Genomic DNA, 17,817 nt, shown 5'->3' with positions numbered 1-17,817 from the left:
AAGCGAATGCGCACTGCGCGCAGTGCGGGCAGGCCCCAGGTGAGCGGCCCCTGGGGCTTGCTACATTTCAGCCTGCCCCGCGCTGCTGCCTTTCATGTTCCGACTCCCCGCACTTGCCTCTGCCGCACCCGTCCGAACGCCCGGCTCCGCCTGGCCGCTGCGGCAGTTGCCGCCCACGCGCATGCAGCAATGCCTGACCCTGGCCTTGTTGCTGCACGTGCTGTTGGTGCTGGTCTTCGGCAACACCCAGGGCGGCACGGCCCGCGAGGGTGAAGGGGTGTGGGGGCGCATCAACGTCACCCTGCGCGGGCCGCGTCTCGAAACCGGTTCCGGCGAGCCCGGCGCCACTGGCCCGCAGCAGACCGGCCCGGTGGGCCAGGCCCGCCAGGCCCGGCATGGCGGCACTGTGCGGCCCGAACAGCCGCGCGAGGCCGGCCCGGGCGCAGCGCGTCTGGGTGATTGGAACCCCACGCCGGCCGCGCAGCCGGTGGAGCAAAGCGGGCAAGATCAGGCCCGCCCGACGGAGGCCAGTACCGCGACCCCCAAGACCACCCCCGTGCCTCAGTCAGAGCCGCTGCCGGAGCCGATGGCTCTGCCCACGCCTGAGCCCATTCCCTTGCCCGAGCCGATGACGCCCCGCGCTTTGGCCCGATTGCAGGACGCCGCAGCGCCTGTGAGCCGGGCGCGTGCCGAGGCCATCCCGCTGAACAGCGCGGCAGCCGCAGCGATCGCCAGCCTGCCCGCTCAAGCGCCCGTGGCCTATGTCCCACCGGTGCAGACACGCAGCCTGCCGGTCGCCAGCAGCCTGAATCGCGCCACGGCGCAGGACCTGAGCGCCCCCAAAGCCCTGCCGGCCCAGGCTCAGGCGGTCCAGCCCTTGCCGGCTTTCGAGCCGGTGACAGCGCCGATCCGCGAGCGCCAGTTGGCCGTGCCCAGCCGGCCGGCGCTGACGCCGCTGCCCAAATCCGAGGCTTTGTCGCCCTTGCCGCAGCAACGCGCGCCAGTGGAGGCGGCCGCCGCGCTGCCGCAACTGCCGGTGGCACCGCTGAGCAGCCCCAGCATCGGCAGCGTGCCCAGCACGGCGATCAGCGAAACCAAGACTGAGGCGCCAGCGGCGGCGGCCCCCGCGGTACAGAGCAGCCCTCAAGCCGCCGACAGCGCGCCGGCCCGAAGCCCGGACGCCGGGGCGCAGACCCAGGCCAAGCCGAGCGCCAGCCAGAACAATCCGGTCAAGGCCCCGCCCGCCCCATCGAATGGCAGCAATGCCAGCCCCAACAGCCAGCCCACGGCCGTACCTTCATCCTCAAGCCGCCCCGGTCAGGGGGCGCCCGATGCGGGGGCGCAGCTGGGTCATGATGTGGCCACGCCAGCGTCCACGCCGCCGGATGCGCCGCGCCTCAACCTCAATCTGCCCCGTGATATGCGGGGCGGGGCGCTGCCATCGCGCGGCAGCTCGGGTCTGCTGAATCTGGTGCCGCCGCCGCCCGAGCGCAAATCCAAGCTGGAAGAAAGCATGGAGGCGGCCGGCAAAAAGGACTGCCGCAAGGCCTATGGCGAGCAGCTGGGCTTGCTGGCGGCGATCCCTCTGGCCCTGGACGCCGCGCGCAAGAACGGCTGCAAGTGGTGAGGCGCGTTCGTGCAGAGGCTCAGGTCTTTTGCGCAAACAAGGTCTGGATGCATTCGACCAGCTGAATCGGGCCAAAGGGCTTGGCCATGAACAAATCGGCGCCCACGTCTTCCAGTTGCTGACGCACCTGGTCACGCGGCTTGGCGCTGACCAGCAGCACCTTGGGCGCCACCGCGCCGTCGCCGGCCTGTTGTTTGATGCGCCGGCAGGCTTCCAGTCCGTCGAATTCGCCCGGCATCATGATGTCCATCAGAACCAGATCGGGCTTCAGGCTGCGGGCGATCTCAACCGCCGTCACGCCGTCGATGGCCTCATGGATCTCGAAGCTCTGCGCCAGGTCCAGCGTGGCGTGCAGCAGGGCTCGGATGTCGGGGTTGTCATCAACGATCAGAATCTTTTTCATTGCGTGATTCCAGCGAGCCGCTTACGGCGTTGCCCGACAGTACTCCATCTCAAGGCCCTCCGGCAATGAGCGCTTGCCTGGGCTCCCCGTGGTCGGGCTGTTGCTGTTTCTTCTGACCTACAAAGGCGCCGCTTGGTTCAGGCGCAAGTCCTGCGCCTGCCGCTGGATGGCGGCCCGTTCGGCCTCGTCCAGCTGCTTGGCATTGCGCACTTGCATCACCATGCGTGGATTGCCGGCCAACAGGGTTTCGTGGCGAATCAGGAAATCCCAGTACAAGGTGCTGAAGGGGCAAGCCCTGACCCCCGTGCGCTCGCCCGGGTCGTAGCGACAGCGCTTGCAGTAGCTGCCGCTGCTCATGCGCTGGATGTACTTGCCGCTGGCGATATAGGGTTTGCTGGCCAGCAGGCCGCCATCGATGAACTGGCTCATGCCCAGGGTGTTGGGCAGTTCCACCCATTCCACGGCGTCGACATACACGGCCAGATACCAGGCATGGATCTGTTTGGGGGCCACGCCGTAGAGCAGGGAGAACAGCCCCGTCACCATCAGGCGCTGGATGTGGTGCGCATAGCCATGGTCCAGGGTCTGGCGCAGGGCCGCGCTGAGGCAGACCATTTCGGTCTCACCGTTCCAGTACCAGGACGGCAGGTCTTGCTCCGCTTGCAGGCTGTTCTGCTCCAGATAGCCAGGCATCTGCGTCCAATAGATGCCGCGCACATATTCGCGCCAGCCCAGGATCTGCCGGATGAAGCCTTCCACGCAGGCCAGGGGCGCGCGCCCGGCGCGGTATTCGGCCTCGGCCGCGGCCACCACCTCGCGCGGGTTCAACAGCTTCAGATTGAGGGCCGCGGCCAGATGGGAGTGATAGAGCCAGGGCTCATCGGGCCACATCGCATCCTGGTAGCGGCCGAACAGGGGCAGGCGTTCGCTGAGGAATTCGTCCAGTGCTTGCAAGGCCTGTTCGCGCGTGACCGGCCAGGCAAAGCTGTCCAGCCGACCCGGGTGATCGGGCAGCTGGCGCTGGATCAGGGCGATGACCTCACGGGTCAGGGCATCGGGGGCGAACTGGCTGCGGCCCGGCAGAAAGCCGGGGCCGGCGGCACCGAAGGCCTCGCGGTTCTCGGCATCGAAGTTCCACTGCCCGCCCAGCGGGCGGCGGCCATCGTCTTCCATCAGCACGCTGTGTTTTTGCCGCAGCTCGCGGTAGAAGTATTCCAGGCGCAGGCTGCTGCGGCCTTGCGCGTGGGCGGCGAACTCGCGCACGGTGCTGAAGAAATGCCGGTCATCACGCAGCTCCAGCGGCAGGCCGGCCTCGGCCGCCACGGCGCGCAGGGCTTGCAGCACCCGCCAGTCGCCGGGGGCGGTCAGGATCAGGCGCTGCGGCTGCAGCCGGGCGATGGCGGCGCGCAGTTCGCCGGCCAGGCTGCCCTGGTTGTCGGGGTCATCCAGCCAGCGATAGTGCAGCGGCCGGCCCAGGCGGCGCAAGGCCAGGGCGAAGTGGCGCATGGCCGCCAGAAACATCACCGTGCGCGGCTTGGTGGACCAGACATGGGTCGACTCCTCGCGCACCTCGGCCATCCAGACGGCGTCTTGATCTGAGTCAAAGCCATCGAAAGCCGAGGCATCGCTGTTGAGCTGGTCGCCCAGCACCAGGACCAGTTGGCGCAAGTTTGGCTTCATGCCAGTCCGCTGGGGTAAGCCGTCATGTGCAGGGAGTCAAAGTGCGCATGCGCGCAGCATACGCGTTGTGCAGCTGCTGAGCGCAGAAAAAAGCCGGCGCGTGTGGCGCCGGCTTCGGGGCTGGACCGAAATGCCGATCAGCCGGCCTGGATGCGCTGAGCCAAATGGGCCAGGGCTTCTTCCACCTGGTCGACCAGCACCAGGCAGAGGTCACCCGGCTGCAGGCGCGCCAGCGCTGCATCGATGGCGATGAATTCGCCGCGGATCTCTTCGATGTGGCGGGTGCGGCTGGCGCCTTCCAGGCCCTGGCGCAGCAGGGCCAGGACCTCGCCGTCCTCGCGGCCGCGCTGGCAGGCGTCTTGGAACAGGAAGACGTCGTCGAAAGCGCCGCCCAGGATGACGGTCTGCTCGCGGATGTCTTCGTCGCGGCGGTCGCCGGCGCCGCTGATCACCACCGAGCGCTGCTTGGCCGGCAAGGCCTCGACGGCGGCCACCAGGGCGCGCATGGCGTCGGCGTTGTGGCCGTAATCGGCAATCACGGTGGCGCCGCGGTAATCCATGACGTTGAAGCGGCCGGGCGCGTTGTCGGCGTCATTGGCGAAGCTGGCGACGCCGCGGCGGATGGTGTCCCAGTCCAGGCCCACGCCCCAGGCGGCGGCCACCGAGGCCATGGCGTTCTCGACCTGGAATCCGATCGCGCCGCTGCGCGTGATGGGGATGTCGCGCAGCGGGATGTGCTCGCGCCAGCTGCCTTGGGCGGCCACCAGCTGGTCGCCGTCCACATAGACGCAGCGCTTGCCCTGGGCGCGGTGGGTGGCCATCAGCGGATGGTGGCGGTCGGCAGCGAAGAAGATGATCTGGCCCGGGCAGGTGCCGGCCATGTTCGCGACGATGGGGTCGGCCGCATTCAGCACGGCATAACCGTTGGGCGCCACGTTCTGCACGATCACGCGTTTGACCAGGGCCAGCTCTTCCACGGTGTTGAGGAAGTTCATGCCCAGGTGGTCGCCGGCGCCGAGGTTGGTGACGACGGCCACCTGGCAGCGGTCAAAGCCCAGGCCTTCGCGCAAGATGCCGCCCCGCGCAGTTTCGAACACGGCTGCTTCCACATCGGGGTGCATCAGCACATTGCGGGCGCTCTTGGGGCCCGAGCAATCGCCGCTGTCGATCTGGCGGCCATCGACGTAGACACCGTCGGTGTTGGTCATGCCGACCTTGAGGCCGCAGGTGGCGAACAGATGGGTGATCAGGCGCGAGGTGGTGGTCTTGCCATTGGTGCCGGTCACGGCGACCACGGGGATGCGTCCGTCCTCGCTCTTGTGTCCATGGCCGTAGAGATGGGCAATGATGGCCTCGCCGACATTGCGGCCCTTGCCGTAGGACGGCGAGAGGTGCATGCGCAAGCCTGGCGCGGCGTTCACTTCGACGATGCCGCCATTGATCTCTTCCAGCGGGCGCAGCACGCTTTCGGCCACCACGTCGACGCCGCAGACATGAAGGCCCACGACTTGAGCGGCGGCGATGGCGCGCGCTGCCACGTCCGGATGCACGTCATCGGTCACGTCGGTGGCGGTGCCGCCGGTGGACAGATTGGCGTTGTTGCGCAGGATCACGCGCTGGCCTTTTTCCGGCACCGAATCCGGGGTCAGGTCTTGCTGGGTCAGACGCGCCACGGCGATGTCGTCGAAGCGGATCTTGGTCAGCGAGGTGGCGTGGCCATCGCCGCGCTTGGGGTCGGCATTGACCTTGTCGACCAGTTGCTTGACGGTCAGCTGACCGTCGCCGATGACATGCGGTGGGTCGCGGCGGGCGGCGGCGACCAGTTTGTCGCCGACCACCAGCAGGCGGTAATCGCTGCCGGGCAGGAATTTCTCGACCATGACCTGGCCGATTTCATCAGCGGCCTTGTAGGCGATTTCCATGTGCTCGCGTGTGACCACATTGACGGTCACGCCCTTGCCCTGGTTGCCGTCCTGCGGCTTGACGACGACGGGCAGGCCGATTTCCAGCGCGGCATCCCAGGCGTCATCGATGGAGCTGACCGGGCGGCCGGTCGGCACCGGCACCCCGGCCGAGAGCAGCAGGCGCTTGCAGAGGTCTTTGTCCTGGGCGATCGATTCGCTGACGGCGCTGGTCGCGTCCACTTCAGCGGCCCAGATGCGGCGCTGCTTGGCGCCCCAGCCGAACTGCACCAGGCTGCCCTGGGTCAGGCGGCGGTAGGGCACACCGCGCGCCACGGCCGCGTTGACGATGGAACCGGTCGAGGGGCCCAGGCGCACGTCTTCGTCCAGATCCTGCAAGGCCTTGAGCACGGCATCGGCATCGAAGCTGCCGCCATCACGCGCCGCTTCCACCAGCTTGCACGCAGCCTCGAAGGCCATGCGGCCGACGTCTTCTTCGCTGTACTCGATGACCACCTGGTAGCTGCCGGGCTCGGAGGTGATGTGGGTGTGGCTGAAGGTCACCGGGCAGCCGGCTTGGGCTTGCAGGGCCAGGGTGGCCTGCTCCAGCACATGGGCCAGGCTGATGGGCGTGCGTTGGGCGCTGGCGGGGCGCAGGGCGCCAATGCTGGGGAAGAGGGCGCGCAGCCGGGCCTCGAATTCAGGCATGTCGGCGATCGACTGCTCGGCCGGTGTGCAATGCACGACCGCTTCGATGGCCGTGTGGCGGCTCCACATATTGGGGCCGCGCAATGCGCGTGTACGGGAAACTTCCATGGTGCTGGTTCCAGGGCTTTGGAGAGTGTGGGGTGCGTCGAGCCGAGCGTGCGGTGCTCGCTCAGGCCTGCAGTTCAAGTACGAAGGTATCCAGTCCGGCCGAGATCAGCTCGGGCGGAATGCCCACGGCCCAGGCCGTGGCCACAGCAGCCAGCACGGTGGCGGCGTCGACCTCGGCGCCAGCGCCGGCCGGGCTGGCGGCAAAGCGGCGCAGCAGGGCGTCGACATTGGCGCCCACGGTCTCCGAGTGCCCCTGAGCCAGCACTGCCGCACCGCCTTGCAGGAAGACGGCACGGCCGCCCTGCTCGCGGTGGTTGCTCAGGGCTTCGGCGCTGCCGTCCAGGCCGTAGAGCACGACGTCGCCGTCGCTCAGCTCGACCATGTCCAGCAGGCGCGCCACATCGGCGTTGAGCACGGCCGCACCTTCGGACAGGACCACATCGATCTGCGTGCGCAAGACCTTGTAGAGCTGGTCTTCGCTGTGCACATCGAACTCGGCCAGGCCTTCGATGCCGCCCATATCGGTGACCACACCGACCTGGCAGCGGTCATAGGCCAGGCCGTCGCGCAGCACGCTGGCGGCGCTGTTCTCGATCACCACGGCATCGACGCCGCGGTTCATCAGCAGGCGGTGGGCGGCGTCCCAGCGGGCGCTGTTCTTGCGCTCGACGCGGCGCGTGCCCAGGAACAAGCCGTCACGACAGGCCAGGCCGACATGGCGGCCATTCAAGTGCAAGAGCCAGGCGACCAGACGGCTGATGGTGTGGCTGCCGCGCGAGCCGGCCACGCCGATCACGGGGATGCGGCCGGTCTCGTCCTCGGCGAACAGGTGGTCGATGATGGCCTGACCGACCGGCTGCGGGCTGCCCGCGGCCGGCTTCAGGTGCATCAGCAGGCCCGGGCCGGCATTGACCTCGACGATGGCGCCGCCGGTCTCGGCCATGGGCTTGGAGATGTCTTCGCTGACCAGGTCGACGCCGGCGATGTCCAGGCCGACCACGCGAGCGGCCAGGGCCACGGCATGGGCGACGTCGGGGTGGACCTCGGCCGTGCAGTCGATGGCGACATTGCCATTGCGCTGGATCAGCACCTGCCGGCCGGCGGCCGGCACGGCCTCGGGGGTCAGGCCTTGCCGCTGCAGGTCCAGGATCACCACCGGGTCTTCGCCCAGGGTGATGCGGTTGAGCGGGAAGTCTTCGGTCAGGCCGCGGCGCGGGTCGGTGTTGATCTGGCTGTCGACCAGCTGGCGCACGGTCTGCTGGCCGTCGCCGCTGATCCAGGCGGCTTCGCCGCGCGCGGCGGCCACCACCCGGCCGCCGACCACCAGGATGCGGTGCTCGTTGCCGCGGATGTAGCGCTCGACCAGCACCTCGGAGCCTTCTTCGTCGGCCACCTTGAAGGCGGCTTCCACATCGGCTTGGGTCTGCAGGTCCAGGGTCACGCCGCGGCCATGGTTGCCGTCGCTGGGCTTCACAACCACGGGCAGGCCCAGGTCCTGGGCCACTTCCCAGGCCTCGGCCGGGGTCTTGACGGCCTGGCCTTCGGGCACGGGCACGCCCACGGCCTTGAGCAGGTTCTTGGTCAGGTCCTTGTCACTGGCGATGCCTTCGGCGATCGCGCTGGTCATGTCGGTCTCGGCCGTCCAGATGCGGCGCTGGCGGGCGCCATGGCCCAGCTGCACCAGATTGCCTTCATTCAGGCGGATGTGCGGGATGCGGCGGTCGGTGGCGGCGGCGACGATGGCGGCGGTCGAGGGGCCGAGGTAGGAGTCATCGAGCTCGTCACGCACCCGGGCCACGGCGGCGTTGACGTCAAAGGGCTCGTCGTTGATCGTGGCCATCAAGAGCGCGTGGCCCTCAGCCAGGGCGCTGCGGGCGACTTTTTCGTCCCGGGCGCGGAACACCATGCGGTAGACGCCGGCCTGGCTGGTCGAGCGGGTCTGGCCGAAGCCGGTGGGCATGCCGGCCAGATTGAGCAGCTCGATGACGATGTGCTCCAGGATGTGGCCGCACCAGGTGCCTTCTTCCAGGCGCTGCAGAAAGCCGCCACGCTCGCCCACGCCGCAGTGGTGTTCGACCAGGGCCGGCAGGGCGGCCGTCAGACGCGGGGTGAAGCCTTCCAGCAAATTGCTGGGGAAGGCTTCCAGCTCGCCGAGATCGAGCCAGACTTCCAGCACCGGGCGGTAGGTCCACATATTCGGGCCGCGCAGGTAGTTGATGCGCAGCAGCTGGATGTCGTCTTTGCGGGTCTTGCTCATGGATGGCGGGCCGGGTCAGGGCCGAGTGCTTGGGTCGGGGCAGCAGTGCTGCAGTGTGCGGCAGGCCGCAATTGTGCGCTCAGCGCAGGGCTGTCAGCGGCAAGGGTCGGTGGCGCGTTTCCTGGCTGCAACGCCCGGGCCGGGCCACAGCCTGGCGGCCTGTGTGAGCGAGAATCCAGCTTTGGCCCGGGGCTTCTTCCGTATCTTTCCCCGGGCACAGCCCCGGGCTCCAACAACAATGCACGATCACGCTCACCCCGAATCCTCTTCTCAGCCCGCGCTGCAGCACCCGGAGTGGGCGGCCATGCTTGCGCGGCTGCGACCTGGAGAGAACGTCAAAGCCCAGCTGGAGGTTGACCTGGATGCCCGCATGCACTTCGCACGCGGCCTCCTGGTCCTGACTTCGGAGCGTTTGCTGGCCTTTGACCCTGCGGAACAGCGCTGGTCGGAGTGGCAGCTGCGCCCCGAGCTGGCCGTGCAAATCCACGACCATGCCGGCGTCGGCAGCCTCGATCTGGTGGACGCCAGCGGCCGGCTGGCCCAGTGGCGCTTCACACTGCAGATCAATCTGCAGGCGCAGCGCTGGCAAGAGGCGTTTGAGAAACGCGACGAACCGCCCAAGACCGAGGTCGAAGAGCTGGAGTTCTGTCCCAGCTGCCAGGCGCCCTTGCCGCCCGAAAGCGAGGAATGCCCCACCTGCGCCCGCGAGCTGCACACGCCGCCCAGCACCTGGGTGCTCTTGCGCCTGAGCCGCTTCGCCAAGCCCTACCAGGGCCAGCTGCTGGCCGGCTTTTTGCTGATGCTGGGCTCCACCGCCGCCACCCTGGTTGGGCCCTACCTCTACCGCCCCTTGATGGACGAGGTGCTGATCCCCTTCCAGCAAGGCCACAAGATTGACCCCTGGCTGGTGGCTTTCTATCTGAGCGGCCTGTTCGGCGCCGGCCTGGTGTCCTGGCTTCTGGGCTGGGCCAAGACTTACATCCTGGCTCTGGCTTCCGAGCGCATCGCTGCCGACCTGCGCACCGCCACCTTCGAGCATCTGCTGAACCTGTCGCTGGAATACTTCGGTAACAAGCGCACCGGCGACCTGATGAGCCGCATCGGCTCGGAAACCGACCGCATCAGCGTCTTCCTGTCCCTGCACGCGCTGGACTTCATCACCGATGTGCTGATGCTGGTGATGATCACGGTGATGATGGTGTCCATCAGCCCTTGGCTGGCCGTGGCGACCTTGCTGCCCTTGCCCTTCATCGCCTGGATGATCCACCTGGTGCGTGACCGCCTGCGCACCGGTTTCGAGAAGATCGACCGTGTCTGGGGCGAGGTCACCAGCGTGCTGGCCGACACCATTCCCGGCATCCGCGTCGTCAAGGCCTTTGCCCAGGAAAAGCGCGAAGCCGCCCGCTTCAAGGACGCCAACCAGAACAACCTCAAGGTCAATGACCGGCTCAACAAGACCTGGAGCCTGTTCGGCCCCACGGTGTCCCTGCTGACCGAAATGGGCTTGTTGGTGGTCTGGGCCTTCGGCATCTATCTGGTGGCCGGTGGCAGCATCACCGTCGGTGTGCTGACCTCCTTCCTGGCCTACATCGGCCGCTTCTACGGCCGCATGGATTCCATGAGCCGCATCGTCTCGGTGACTCAGAAGGCTGCCGCTGGCGCCAAGCGCATCTTCGACATCCTCGACCACCAATCGAATGTGCCGGACCCGGTCAACCCGGTGCCCCTGCAGCGCGTGACCGGTGCCATCCAGATCCAGGACATCGGCTTCCGCTACGGCAACCGTGCCGTCATCCGTGGTCTGAGTCTGGAGATCAAGCCGGGCGAGATGATCGGCCTGGTCGGCCACTCAGGCTCGGGCAAGAGCACCCTGGTCAACCTGATCTGCCGCTTCTACGACGTGACCGAGGGCGGCATCCGCGTCGACGGCGTCGACCTGCGCCGCATTGCCGTGTCCGATTTCCGCCGCCACATCGGCCTGGTGCTGCAAGAGCCCTTCCTGTTCTTCGGCACCATTGCCGAGAACATCGCCTATGGCAAGCCCGACGCGAGCCGCGAAGAGATCGTCGCTGCCGCCCGTGCAGCCCATGCCCATGAGTTCATCTTGCGTTTGCCTCAAGGCTATGACTCCCTGGTTGGCGAGCGGGGTCAGGGCTTGAGTGGCGGCGAACGTCAGCGCATCTCGATCGCCCGCGCCCTGCTGATCGACCCGCGCATCCTGATCCTGGACGAAGCCACCTCCTCGGTGGACACCGAGACCGAGAAGGAAATCCAGAAGGCCCTGGACAACCTGGTGCAAGGCCGCACCACGATTGCCATCGCCCACCGTCTGTCGACGCTGCGCAAGGCCGACCGCCTGGTGGTGATGGATCGCGGCCAGGTGGTCGAGGTCGGCCCTCACGACGAGTTGATGGAGAAGAAGGGCGCCTACTGGCGGCTGTACGAGGCGCAGGCGCGCCGCGTGGAGGGGGGCGACGAGATGTCGGTGATCCCACCCAATCTGTCCGCCCATACCGCAGGAGCCTGAGCCATGAGCAGCCCCCAGAATTTTCAGAAGATTGAGCGCGACAGCTTCGGCCGCCTGATCCTGACCGATGCCGAGGGCGCGGTGCACGAGGGCGTGGTGCCGGTGCGTGCGCACCCGATCTCGGCACCCGATGAGGGCCTGTCCCTGGTCGGCTCAGATGGCCACGAGCTGGCCTGGGTCGAGCGCCTCTCGGCTCTGCCGCCGGCCGAGCGCGAACTGCTCGAAACCGAATTGGCCAGCCGCGACTTCATGCCGCGCGTGACGCGTTTGAAGAGCGTGTCCACCTTCTCCACGCCCAGCCAGTGGACGGTGGAGACCGACCGCGGCGAAGCCAGCTTCATCCTGCGCACCGAAGAAGAAATCCGCCGTCTCGGCGAAGGCCGTCTGCTGATTGCCAGCAGCCACGGCCTGCAGTTTCTGATTCAGGATCGTTTCGCCCTGGACCGGCAATCGCGCAAGTTGCTGGAGCGATTCCTCTGACCGCGCTCAGCCCAGCACTCGCTGTGCCACGCTCACATAGAGCGGTATGCCCAGGAGAATATTGAAGGGGAAGGTCAGACCCAGCGACATGCCGAAGTAGAGGCCCGGGTTGGCCTCGGGGATGGCATGGCGCAGCACCGCCGGGACGGCGATGTAGGAGGCGCTGGCCGCCAGCACCATCAGCAGGCCGGCGTTGCCGGCGCTCAAGCCGCACAGGACGCTCAGGCCCAGGGCGATGCCGGCATGCACCAGGGGCGCGCCCAGGGCGTAGACGATCAGCAGCGGCGGCTGCTGGCGCAGGCCGCCCATATGGCGCGCGGCCAGCAAGCCCATGTCCAAGAGGAAGAAGGCCAGCATGCCCTTGAACAGGTCGCCGGCAAAAGGTTTCATCGCCGCCTCACCGGCCTCACCGGTCATCAGGCCCACCAGCATGGCGCCGATCAGCAGCAGCTGGGCGCCGTCGGTCAGGGCCTCGTGCAGCACCTTGGACAGCGGCCCTGGCGAGGCCGTGCTGGCGCTGCTGCCTTGTTGCTTGCGTCGCACCAGATTGGCCAGCAGCACCGCCATGATGATGGCCGGCGACTCCATCAGCGCCATGGCCGCCGCCATATGTCCGCCGAAGGCGACGCCATGGCTGTCCAGGTGCTGGACGGCGGTGATGAAGGTGACCGCGCTGACTGAGCCGTAGGTCGCCGCAATCGCTGCGGCATCAAAGCCCGAGAGCCAGCGGCGCAGCAGCAAATAGCCCATGGCCGGCACCAGCACGGCCAGCAGCAGGGCCAGTCCCAGGCTGACGCTGACCTCGGCCGTCAGGCCCGACTTGGCCAGTGCAAAACCACCTTTGATCCCCAGGGCCATCAGCAGATAGAGCGACAGAAAGCGCGAGATCTGCGGCGGAATTTCGAGATTGGACTTGATCGCGCCGGCGAACAAGCCAAAGACGAAAAACAGGATGGCGGGGTCGAGGAAGCTCTGCATCAAGGCGCCACTTTCAAAACAAGGGTTGTGGCGCCTATCGTAAAGCCCGCTGCGGGCAAGAGCAGTTCAAGCACTCAGACCTGGAGCCAGCCACCCAGCCAGAGCAGCAGCTCGCTGCCCCAGAACAGCCCCAGCACGCTCACGCCGACGCCGAAGGCGGTGGATAGTGCGGCCAGAACATAAGAGGCCGTGAGCGCCAAGCCGTCGCGGGCCGTCAGTGCGAGGCCGGCCAGCATCAAGCTCAGTGCAGGCAAGAAATTGCCAAAGGGAATGGGCAAGACGATCAGCAGCGCCATCAAGGCCACGATCGCAGGCAGCCAGCGCCGCCCCGGCTTTGCAGCCCCAGGTCCCATTCGCGCCTTGACCCAGCCTTCGGTGGCGCCGTGGCATTGCGCCAGGACCCGCAACACCCGCCTTGCCCAATCGGCGGACAGGTTCAGATGAGCCACGCGCTCCGGCAGGCCGTGATGGGTTTTGCCGCGCCACAGCCCGGCTGCCAGCGTCAGCAGGCTCATGCCGAGCACGGTGCCGACTCCGGGAATGGGCAGCAGGCAGGGCGCTGCGAGCAGGATGAGCAGACTGCCTGGCGCCGCAGGCCCATGCAGATCCGCCAGTTCGCTCAGGGTCAGGCCTTGTTCAGGCAGCCGGCAAGAGGCCCGGCGCAGGCGCCATGCCAAGCGCAGGCCGCGTGCGTGCGTGTTCGCCTCGGACATATCCATCGAATCAGTGCGTTTGCTCTAGTTCCGCAGGCAAGCGGTGTTCGTGCAAGCCCCAGTGTTCTGCCGCGGCCAGCAGCACCAGCGCCTCTCCGTCGGTGATCATGTGATCAGCCTCGACCACGGCCACGCACAGGCGAAGCAGTTTGTGGCGAAGCGCGGGGTCATCGACTTCCGCCATCAGCTGCCCCAGGGTCTTAGGGTCGAGCTGGCATACCTCCGCCCAGCTCATGCGTTCTGCCTCCAGGAGATCCTCGCAAAAGCCGTGCAGCACCTCTTGCATCCGGTCCCGGCTCAGCCCGAGTTGCTCGCAAGCGCCGGTGCCAGCGATGGTCTCGATCTCGATGCGCGACAGGTGGCCATCGGACAAGGCCGCCAGCGACAAGATGCGGGCGGCTGCTTCGGGGCTGTTGCGGGGGTAGCTGCGCATGGTGAGGGCTCCTTGGGTGGGCTTGAGGGCCGGGCGAATGGGGATGTTGCTGGGGTTCAGGCAAGCAGCAAGCCGAGGCTCGCCACCACGCCGCTGCCGCCGACGCCGGCCAGCAGGCGGGCGTCGCGCCGGTTCTCGGCGAAGTACTCGTGCGCGGCGGCGTAAAGAACGGCGGCTGCGAGGAAGGACAGGGCCAAAGCGGCTTGGGTCATGATCAGTGGGCTTTGCGTTGGAGTTGGGGCTGCTTGCTCATCGGCCGGCAGCGGGGAGGGCATGCCGGCCGTGGCCTTCGTTCATTCATTCATTCATTCATTCATTCATTCATTCATTCATTCATTCCGCGGAGCTCACGGACAGCAAGCGCTTGTTGTTCTGGCGTGGATGGCTGCGCTGGCGCTGCCAGGCTCGTACCAGGCTGCGAGCCAGCCGGGCCAGGGCCAATTCGAAACTGGCGCGCCAGGAGCTGGCGCTGGCGTGGATCACCAGATGTCCGGCGCCCTGTGCGTTCAAGGACAGGGTGCAGCGCTTGTCGACGCCGCCGCGCGGGCCGTTGGCGTCGCTCAAGCTGATGTGCGCGCTGGCGGGGTGCAGATCAACCCGGCGCAAGGCAAATCGCAGGCGCTCGACGACCAAGTCGCGCAGTCTGGCGCCTTCGGGATCGCGGGATTCAAAATGCACTTGCATGACAGACCTCCGGGTTGGGTTCAGGGTGTGCGGAGCTTAGGTGCATCCTGTTTTCTTAAAAAGCAGACAATACTTCAAAGTCATTCCTAAAAAACGGAAGTAACCGCATGCCTGTCGGAGCGCGTTCATGAGCCTCGGTTTCAGCTACAAACACCTCTACTACTTCTGGGTGGTGGCCAAGGAAGGCGGCATGTCGCGCGCGGCCGAACGCTTGGGCATGGCGATTCAGACGGTCAGCAGCCAGGTGCGCGAGCTGGAGCGCAGCCTCGGCCACGCCTTGCTCAAGCCTGCGGGCCGCGGCGTCGCCCTGACCGAGGCGGGTCATGCGGCGCTGCGTCAGGCCGACGCCATCTTCCAGCTCGGTGAGCAACTGGAAGACGTGGTGCGCGATGCCGCCAGCGCGCCGGTGGTCCGGCTGGCGGTGGGCATCTCCGATGGCTTGCCCAAGCTGGCCGTGCGCCGCCTCTTGATGCCCGTGACCCATGAGCCCAATTTGCGGCTCTACTGTCATGAGGATCAATTCGACGGCTTGCTGAGCGACTTGGCCCTGCACCGGCTCGATGTCGTGCTGGCCGACCGGCCCGCGCCGCCCAACCCCAGCCTCAAGGTCTACAGCCATTCGCTCGGCGCTTCGCCCTTGGCCTGGTACGCGCCCGAGGTCTGGTTTGAGCAGGCGGCGGCCAATTTCCCGGCCTCGCTGGCGCAGGTGCCGGTGTTGCTGCCGATTCACCATTCGGCGGTGCGGCCGCGCATCGACCAGTGGTTTGAGCGCCAGGGCCTGCGCCCGCGCATCGCCGGTGAATTCGAAGACAGTGCCTTGCTGGCCACTTTTGGCGCTGGCGGCCTGGGCGTGTTCCCGGCCGCCGAGCTGATGCACGAGAAGCTGACGGCCCGCTACGAGCTGCGCCGCGTCGGCCCCTGCGAGGGGGTGGAGGAGCAGTTTTTTGCCATCGCCGCCGACAAAAAGGTCAGCCACCCCCTGGTGCAAAAACTGCTGCCCACCCATGCTCCGGCGCGGCCTGCTGGCGACTAGAATCCGCAGGCGGTTAACGTTTACGTAAACGTCAATCAAACGAAGTCCGAGCCGGCTCTGGTGCCGGTTCGGGGCCCGGCTTACCATGGCCGGCTGCCGCCCGGTCAGGCGCCCTCAGGTGCCGACCGGGCAAAGCAAAAATGACTCTGACCCCAATTTAGAGATCCTGGAGACACCCATGAATTTGCCCGGCCTGAATTTCCAACTTGGTGAAGACATCGACGCGCTGCGCGACGCCGTGCGCGACTTTGCGCAGGCCGAGATCGCCCCGCGTGCGGCCGAGATCGATCACAGCGACCAGTTCCCCATGGACTTGTGGCGCAAGATGGGTGACCTGGGCGTGCTGGGCATCACCGTCGGCGAGGAGTACGGCGGCGCGAACATGGGCTATCTGGCCCACATGATCGCGATGGAAGAAATCAGCCGCGCCTCGGCTTCCGTGGGCCTCTCCTACGGCGCGCACAGCAATCTTTGCGTCAACCAGATCAAGCGCAACGGCAACGCCGCGCAAAAGGCCAAGTACCTGCCCAAGCTGATCAGCGGCGAGCATGTCGGCGCGCTGGCCATGAGTGAGCCCGGTGCCGGCTCCGACGTGCTGAGCATGAAGTTGAAAGCCGAGGACAAGGGCGGCTACTACCTGCTCAACGGCAACAAGATGTGGATCACCAACGGCCCCGATGCCGACACCCTGGTGGTCTACGCCAAGAGCGAGCCCGAGCTGGGCGCACGCGGCGTCACCGCCTTCCTGATCGAGAAGGGCATGCCGGGTTTCAGCATCGCGCAAAAGCTCGACAAGCTGGGCATGCGCGGCAGCCACACCGGCGAGCTGGTGTTCCAAAACGTGGAAGTGCCGGCCGAGAACGTGCTGGGCGCCGTCAACGGTGGCGCCAAGGTGCTGATGTCGGGCCTGGACTACGAGCGTGCCGTGCTGACCGGCGGCCCGCTGGGCATCATGCAAAGCGTGATGGACAACGTGATCCCCTACATCCACGACCGCAAGCAGTTCGGCCAAAGCATCGGCGAATTCCAGCTGATCCAGGGCAAGGTCGCGGACATGTACACCGTGCTGCAAGCCGGCCGCTCGTTTGCCTACACCGTGGCCAAGAACCTCGACCTGCTGGGCGCCGAACATGTGCGCCAGGTCCGCAAGGACTGCGCCTCTGTGATTCTGTGGACCGCCGAGAAAGCCACCTGGATGGCCGGCGAAGGCGTGCAGATCTTCGGTGGCAACGGCTACATCAACGAGTACCCGCTGGGCCGCCTCTGGCGCGATGCCAAGCTGTATGAAATCGGCGCGGGCACCAGCGAAATTCGCCGCATGTTGATTGGTCGTGAACTGTTCGCAGAGACGATGTAATGAGCCTGGCCGCGCTGCATCACAACACCCCGTTGCTACGCGCAGCGCCGGGCTTGTTCCCTCAGGCCGAGGTCTGGCTGAAGATGGACGCGCTGCAACCCAGCGGCAGCTTCAAGCTGCGCGGCGTGGGGCGACTGGTGCAGCAGGCTGCACAGAACGGCGCGCGTGAGATCGTCTGCGCCTCGGGCGGCAACGCCGGTTTTGCGGCGGCCTACGCGGCGCGTGCGCTGGGCCTGCCCGTCACCATCGTGCTGCCGGAAAGCAGCAGCGCCGCCGTGGCCGAGCTGATTGCCGCGCGTGGCGCCCAGGTGCTGCGTCACGGCGCGGTCTGGGACGAGGCGCACCGCTTCGCCTCCGCCCTGGCTGAAGAGCGCGGCGCGGCCTACGTTCACCCCTTTGACCACCCCCTGCTGTTTGAAGGCCATGCCAGCCTGATCGACGAGGTGCTGGACCAAGGCCTGGACTTCGACGCCGTGGTCACCGCCGTCGGCGGTGGCGGTTTGTACAGCGGCATCGTTCAGGGCTTGCAACGCCGTGGCCTGCACCAGGTGCCGGTGATCGCGGTCGAAACCCTCGGTGCCGACAGCTTCAGCCAAAGCCTGCAGGCGGGCCATGCTGTCACCCTGCCGGCCATCACCTCCATCGCCACCTCGCTGGGCGCTCGCCGCGTGGCCGACGAGGCCTTGCGCCTGGCCCGTATTCACCCGACTGTCAGCCTGACCGTCAGCGATGCCCAGGCCACCGCCGCCTGCGCCCGCTTTGCCGACGCCATGCGTGTGATGGTCGAGCCCGCTTGCGGTGCCGCTCTGGCGGCCCTGAGCGTTCACCCCGAGGTGTTTGCGCGCTTTAAGCGGCCGCTGGTGGAGGTGTGCGGCGGGATTGCGGTTTCGGTCGCGCAGCTGAAGGCCTGGGGCGCGACCGCATGAGC

At 67.1% G+C, this 17,817-nt stretch carries 15 protein-coding genes; 6 read left to right on the top strand and 9 right to left on the bottom strand.

Translation table 11 applies throughout. The annotated features are described in order from the left end of the window. Window positions 1-94: 94 nt before the first annotated feature. Complete coding sequence (locus LNV28_RS02165) at window positions 95-1,627, top strand: hypothetical protein (protein ID WP_263516720.1); 1,533 nt, start codon at window positions 95-97, stop codon at window positions 1,625-1,627. Window positions 1,628-1,646: 19 nt separating this feature from the next. On the opposite strand, the gene LNV28_RS02160 is transcribed toward LNV28_RS02165, so the two are convergent. From LNV28_RS02160 to LNV28_RS02145, 4 genes are all read right to left on the bottom strand, one after another. Then, window positions 1,647-2,030, bottom strand: a complete 384-nt coding sequence (locus LNV28_RS02160; protein WP_263516721.1) for a response regulator transcription factor — start codon at window positions 2,028-2,030, stop codon at window positions 1,647-1,649. Between the two features lie 117 nt (window positions 2,031-2,147). Next, window positions 2,148-3,710, bottom strand: a complete 1,563-nt coding sequence (locus LNV28_RS02155; protein WP_318013818.1) for a cryptochrome/photolyase family protein — start codon at window positions 3,708-3,710, stop codon at window positions 2,148-2,150. 137 nt (window positions 3,711-3,847) lie between these two features. Next, on the bottom strand, window positions 3,848-6,427 hold the full coding sequence (gene cphA / locus LNV28_RS02150; RefSeq protein ID WP_263516722.1) for a cyanophycin synthetase: 2,580 nt from the start codon (window positions 6,425-6,427) through the stop codon (window positions 3,848-3,850). A gap of 61 nt (window positions 6,428-6,488) precedes the next feature. Then, window positions 6,489-8,684, bottom strand: a complete 2,196-nt coding sequence (locus LNV28_RS02145; RefSeq protein WP_263516723.1) for a cyanophycin synthetase — start codon at window positions 8,682-8,684, stop codon at window positions 6,489-6,491. 238 nt (window positions 8,685-8,922) lie between these two features. Between LNV28_RS02145 and LNV28_RS02140 the strand changes: the two genes are divergently transcribed. Next, window positions 8,923-11,211 (top strand): cyanophycin metabolism-associated ABC transporter, encoded by a 2,289-nt coding sequence (locus LNV28_RS02140; RefSeq protein WP_505190961.1) that lies wholly within the window; start codon window positions 8,923-8,925, stop codon window positions 11,209-11,211. Window positions 11,212-11,214: 3 nt separating this feature from the next. After that, window positions 11,215-11,691 carry a cyanophycin metabolism-associated DUF1854 family protein gene (locus tag LNV28_RS02135; protein ID WP_263516725.1) on the top strand — a complete coding sequence of 159 codons (477 nt, stop codon included), beginning with the start codon at window positions 11,215-11,217 and terminating at the stop codon, window positions 11,689-11,691. 6 nt (window positions 11,692-11,697) lie between these two features. Here the strand turns inward: LNV28_RS02135 and LNV28_RS02130 are convergent, their stop codons facing one another. The 5 genes from LNV28_RS02130 to LNV28_RS02110 form a co-directional block, all read right to left on the bottom strand. Next, window positions 11,698-12,669: a sodium-dependent bicarbonate transport family permease gene (locus LNV28_RS02130; RefSeq protein WP_263516726.1), complete on the bottom strand. Its 972-nt coding sequence runs from the start codon at window positions 12,667-12,669 to the stop codon at window positions 11,698-11,700. Window positions 12,670-12,743: 74 nt separating this feature from the next. Continuing rightward, window positions 12,744-13,382 carry an exopolysaccharide biosynthesis protein gene (locus LNV28_RS02125; protein WP_263516727.1) on the bottom strand — a complete coding sequence of 213 codons (639 nt, stop codon included), beginning with the start codon at window positions 13,380-13,382 and terminating at the stop codon, window positions 12,744-12,746. A gap of 10 nt (window positions 13,383-13,392) precedes the next feature. Continuing rightward, window positions 13,393-13,815 carry a TerB family tellurite resistance protein gene (locus LNV28_RS02120; RefSeq protein ID WP_263516728.1) on the bottom strand — a complete coding sequence of 141 codons (423 nt, stop codon included), beginning with the start codon at window positions 13,813-13,815 and terminating at the stop codon, window positions 13,393-13,395. Between the two features lie 56 nt (window positions 13,816-13,871). Next, window positions 13,872-14,027 (bottom strand): hypothetical protein, encoded by a 156-nt coding sequence (locus tag LNV28_RS02115; protein ID WP_263516729.1) that lies wholly within the window; start codon window positions 14,025-14,027, stop codon window positions 13,872-13,874. Between the two features lie 121 nt (window positions 14,028-14,148). Then, entirely contained in the window at window positions 14,149-14,499 is a 351-nt protein-coding gene (locus LNV28_RS02110) for an HPF/RaiA family ribosome-associated protein (RefSeq protein ID WP_263516730.1), read from the bottom strand. A gap of 127 nt (window positions 14,500-14,626) precedes the next feature. On the opposite strand from LNV28_RS02110, the gene LNV28_RS02105 reads away from it, so the two are divergent. The 3 genes from LNV28_RS02105 (at window position 14,627) to LNV28_RS02095 (ending at window position 17,815) form a co-directional block, all read left to right on the top strand. Continuing rightward, window positions 14,627-15,532, top strand: coding sequence for a LysR family transcriptional regulator (locus tag LNV28_RS02105; RefSeq protein WP_263516731.1), 906 nt, complete (start codon window positions 14,627-14,629; stop codon window positions 15,530-15,532). Window positions 15,533-15,710: 178 nt separating this feature from the next. Next, window positions 15,711-16,889, top strand: a complete 1,179-nt coding sequence (locus LNV28_RS02100; protein WP_263516732.1) for an isovaleryl-CoA dehydrogenase — start codon at window positions 15,711-15,713, stop codon at window positions 16,887-16,889. Next, window positions 16,889-17,815, top strand: a complete 927-nt coding sequence (locus LNV28_RS02095) for a pyridoxal-phosphate dependent enzyme (RefSeq protein WP_263516733.1) — start codon at window positions 16,889-16,891, stop codon at window positions 17,813-17,815. The genes LNV28_RS02100 and LNV28_RS02095 overlap by 1 nt, the downstream gene beginning before the upstream one ends. Window positions 17,816-17,817: the final 2 nt, after the last annotated feature.

It is taken from the genome of Paucibacter sp. DJ2R-2 (assembly GCF_025717675.1).
In the GTDB taxonomy this organism is placed as follows: domain Bacteria; phylum Pseudomonadota; class Gammaproteobacteria; order Burkholderiales; family Burkholderiaceae_C; genus Paucibacter_A.
The sequence above is the reverse complement of the archived record's forward strand: the minus strand, read 5'-3'. Positions and strand labels throughout refer to the sequence as shown.